Origin of the sequence: Bacillus sp. GMs2/2 (genome assembly GCF_050172095.1) — a bacterium.
Classification (GTDB): Bacteria; Bacillota; Bacilli; order Bacillales; family Bacillaceae_G; genus Bacillus_A; species Bacillus_A cereus.
Genome location: NZ_JBNLYE010000372.1, coordinates 1 through 3,760, shown reverse-complemented (window position 1 = coordinate 3,760; position 3,760 = coordinate 1). Strand labels below are relative to the sequence as shown.

Here is a 3,760-nt window from a genome sequence, read left to right as displayed (position 1 = left end):
TTCCGATCTATTTATTGGATCATGATGATTTTGGTATCATCTATAAGGAAAAAGATAATTTTTATAACGTTGTTGTATATTATAACGGTGAATTCGTTGAAGTAAATGTAAAACGTATTACTTTAGAAGTAGCAGCGAAGGAGTTATATCCAGAAGGATACGATTTAAATACACTATTTGTTGATTATAAAGAAAGAAAAATGCAACACGACATTGAGCGCGGATCGAAAAAAGCACTGCGTAAAATTCAAAAAGAAATAAGAAAGAATAGAGGATAAGTTAAAATGGTAACGATTAGACAAGAACAAAAAAATGATTATAGAAAAACAGAAGAAGTCGTAAAAGAAGCATTTTTAAAGGAAGAATTTAGTGATAAAACAGAACATGAACTTGTAAAACGTATTAGAGAATGTGACGCGTTTGTTCCAGAGTTATCAATTGTTGCGGTAGATGAAGATATAGTTGGTCACATTATGTTATCGAAAATTACAATAGAACAATGTGGAACTTCTGTAGAATCGTTAGCACTTGCACCAGTTTCAGTTGCTAGGGGCCATCAGAAGAAAGGAATTGGTGGAAAACTGATTACGGCTGCTTTAGAAAAAGCGAAAGAACTTGGATACGGATCAGTTGTAGTATTAGGACATCCAGAGTACTACCCGAAATTTGGTTTTAAGAAAGCAAGTGAGTGGAATATAAAAGCACCGTTTGAAGTGCCTGAAGAGGTATTTATGATAAAGGAATTAACAGAAAATGCTCTTCTAGGTGTAGAAGGAATTGTACAATATTCGAGTGCTTTTGCTGAGTAGGAGTACCGGTTAAGAAATGTAATCATAAAAGGTGCTATCTTTTTGTATGGATATACAGAAAGATAGCTTTTTTTATTAAGCGGATCTACTGACGTATATTTTGCTCAATGAATAATTGAGGTGGTAAAATTGATATAGAAACGTAAAGGGAGAGAATGAAATGAATAAGCGAGAAACAGATAGCAATGAGAATGTAGTGACGTTATATGTTACAAGACACGGTAAAACAATATTAAATACGAATCATCGCGCGCAAGGTTGGGCAGATTCTCCTTTAGTAGAAAAAGGTGTTGAAGTTGCCACAAATTTAGGAACAGGATTAAAAGATATTCATTTTATGAATGCATATAGTAGTGATAGCGGCCGCGCAATTGAAACTGCTAATTTAGTATTAAAATATAGTGAGCAATCAAAATTAAAACTTGAGCAAAGAAAAGATTTGCGAGAATTAAATTTCGGTATTTTTGAAGGTGAAAAACTTGAGAATATGTGGGATGTGGTTGGAAAAGCTGCAGGCGTTGCATCACCAGAAGAACTTATGAAGTTTTCTATTCAAGAAGTGATTAATCTTATTAGAGTAGCAGATCCTACAAAACAGGCGGAAGATTGGGACTTATTTTCTACTCGTATAAAAACAGAGATAGATAAAATTAGTGAAGAAGCTGCTGGAAATGGTGGCGGTAACGTTTTAGTTGTCGTTCATGGGCTTTTGATTACTACCTTAATAGAAATGTTAGACAGTAGCAAAACAAAACTTGGAGTGGAAAATGCTAGTGTGACGAAAATTGTATATCAAGATGGAACATACACAGTCGAGTCTGTTGGAGATATGAGTTATGTTGCAAAAGGGAAAGAAAGTGTTGGAATATAATTAAATCTCCAATAGATATAAGAAAAGGAAGGTAGAGAAATCTAGCTTCCTTTTCTTATTGGAACGATTATGGAATCAATAAAATCTTCCCAGTACTTTTTCTGCTCTCTAATAATTCATGGGCAAGAGCACCATCTTGTAAAGAGAATGTAGTAGGACTCGCGATGTTTACTTTTCCGCTAGTGATCCAATCAAATAATTGAGTAGAGCGCTGTTTACGTTCTTCAAAAGTAGTAAGCACGTTCCAAAGGTCTCCGCCAGTTAAAGTTTTTGAAGTATCCATAAGCATACGCGGATCAACTGGAGCAGGATTACCACCAGCCATTCCGTAAAATACGACAGTACCGCCAATTTTAGTAGCGTTAAAACTTTCCTCTAATGTAGAACCTACTGATTCATATACAATATTTACTCCAGTTCCATTAGTCATTTCAAGTACTTTCGTATGCCATTCTTCGGTATATAAAAATACGTGATCGGCACCAGCTAATGTAGCTATCTTTGCTTTCTCTTTTGATGACGTTAAACCAATTACTTTTCCGCCATATAGTTTAATCATTTGAACGAGAAGTTGACCGACGCCACCAGCTGCAGCGTGTACTAAAGCTATATCACCTTGTTTTAGTTGATAGCTATCTTGCGTTAAATAATGTGCAGTTAATCCTTGTAATAAGACAGAAGCGGCTGTTTCAAAAGAAATAGAATCCGGAAGTAGGATGGCTTTTTCTGATGGAACGGCAACTAGTTCTGCATTTGCAAATGGGACGTCCGCAAATGCAATACGGTCTCCTAGGTTGATAGTAGTAACGTCAGCTCCTACTTTTTCAACAATTCCAGCTCCTTCATAACCTAATACATAAGGCGGATTGCCAGCAAGATGATAATCGCCGCGGCGTCTATAAATATCAGCGAAGTTTAATCCGATTGCTTTCGTGCGGACAAGAATTTCATTTGGACTTATGATTGGATCGTGTATTTCTTTATAGTGTAGAACATTAGCGTCTCCGAATGTTTCGAAACAAAGTGCTTTCATATGGAATACCTCCATTTATATTGTTTATAGATGTTCTTTATCATACAATACAAATATCAATAGACAAAGAGGATTATTTCGATGGAATCAATCGGAAATATCGATTGGAAAGAGGGAGGATAGATGGAAATAAAACAGTTAATTACATTTAAAGTAGCGGCACATACTTTGAACTTTACACAAACTGCGAAGAAATTAAACTTTGCTCAATCGAGCGTTACAGCGCAAATTAAAACGTTAGAAGCTGAGCTTGGTACACCGTTATTTGAAAGATTAGGAAAACGTCTTTTCTTAACTGAAGCAGGTAGGAAGTTTCAACTATATGCCGACAAGATGATTGCACTCAGTAACGAAGCGAAAATGGCTGTGAAAGATGATGAAGAAATAGCAGGTACGTTAATAATTGGTGCACAAGAAAGTCAATGTACATACAGACTGCCTTCTATATTAAAGAAGTTTAAAGCACAATCTCCTCAAATAAAACTTATATTTAAACCAGCACACTCCAATAAAGATGCGAAGGAACAATTGATGGAGGGGAAAGTAGATCTTGCATTTATTTTGGACGAATGTAAAACAGAAGATGTTTTACATGTGGAACCACTTATGAAAGAAGAATTAAAAGTAGTAGCTGCTCCTACGCATCGTTTACTTGAACAACCTTCAGTTTCTATAAAAGATTTAGAGAGTGAACCACTTTTACTAACAGAATTAGGTTGCTCGTATCGGACTTTATTTGAAGAGCTATTTCGCGGGGAAGATGTATATCCAGCAAATAAAATTGAATTTGTTAGTGTTGAAGCAATTAAACAATGTGTTATTGCAGATTTAGGTATAGCCGTTTTACCAGCGATAGTAGTAGAAAAAGATATACGGGAAGGGACATTAAAGGAGTTGATGTTAAACGAAACAATCTCTCCGATTTATACGCAAATCGCTTGGCATAAAGACAAATGGATGACAGTGCCACTGCGACAATTTATTGATGTAACGAGGGAGTTTTTTACAACAGATTAAGTGGAGAAATATTTATTTTATATAAAAGAA

Annotated in this window: 4 protein-coding genes and 1 pseudogene; 4 read left to right on the top strand and 1 reads right to left on the bottom strand. The window is 35.4% G+C overall.

The window, feature by feature from the left end; all coding sequences use genetic code 11:
- The 3 genes and pseudogenes from ACQGS6_RS24475 to ACQGS6_RS24465 form a co-directional block, all read left to right on the top strand.
- Positions 1-278 (top strand): annotated as a pseudogene (locus ACQGS6_RS24475) (endonuclease MutS2); the annotation flags it as partial.
- A 6-nt stretch (positions 279-284) separates the two neighbouring features.
- Entirely contained in the window at positions 285-809 is a 525-nt protein-coding gene (locus tag ACQGS6_RS24470) for a GNAT family N-acetyltransferase (RefSeq protein ID WP_078439903.1), read from the top strand.
- 160 nt (positions 810-969) lie between these two features.
- Positions 970-1,680: a histidine phosphatase family protein gene (locus ACQGS6_RS24465; protein ID WP_426965746.1), complete on the top strand. Its 711-nt coding sequence runs from the start codon at positions 970-972 to the stop codon at positions 1,678-1,680.
- A gap of 67 nt (positions 1,681-1,747) precedes the next feature.
- On the opposite strand, the gene ACQGS6_RS24460 is transcribed toward ACQGS6_RS24465, so the two are convergent.
- Positions 1,748-2,713 (bottom strand): quinone oxidoreductase family protein, encoded by a 966-nt coding sequence (locus ACQGS6_RS24460; protein ID WP_426965745.1) that lies wholly within the window; start codon positions 2,711-2,713, stop codon positions 1,748-1,750.
- A 123-nt stretch (positions 2,714-2,836) separates the two neighbouring features.
- Between ACQGS6_RS24460 and ACQGS6_RS24455 the strand changes: the two genes are divergently transcribed.
- Positions 2,837-3,730, top strand: a complete 894-nt coding sequence (locus tag ACQGS6_RS24455; RefSeq protein ID WP_426965744.1) for a LysR family transcriptional regulator — start codon at positions 2,837-2,839, stop codon at positions 3,728-3,730.
- Positions 3,731-3,760 lie beyond the last annotated feature (30 nt).

Excerpts from the sequence above, each read along its gene's own strand:
- ACQGS6_RS24470 (WP_078439903.1), top strand. The coding sequence starts at position 285 with ATGGTAACGATTAGACAAGAACAAAAAAATGATTATAGAAAAACAGAA.
- ACQGS6_RS24465 (WP_426965746.1), top strand. The coding sequence starts at position 970 with ATGAATAAGCGAGAAACAGATAGCAATGAGAATGTAGTGACGTTATAT.
- ACQGS6_RS24460 (WP_426965745.1), bottom strand. The coding sequence starts at position 2,713 with ATGAAAGCACTTTGTTTCGAAACATTCGGAGACGCTAATGTTCTACAC.
- ACQGS6_RS24455 (WP_426965744.1), top strand. The coding sequence starts at position 2,837 with ATGGAAATAAAACAGTTAATTACATTTAAAGTAGCGGCACATACTTTG.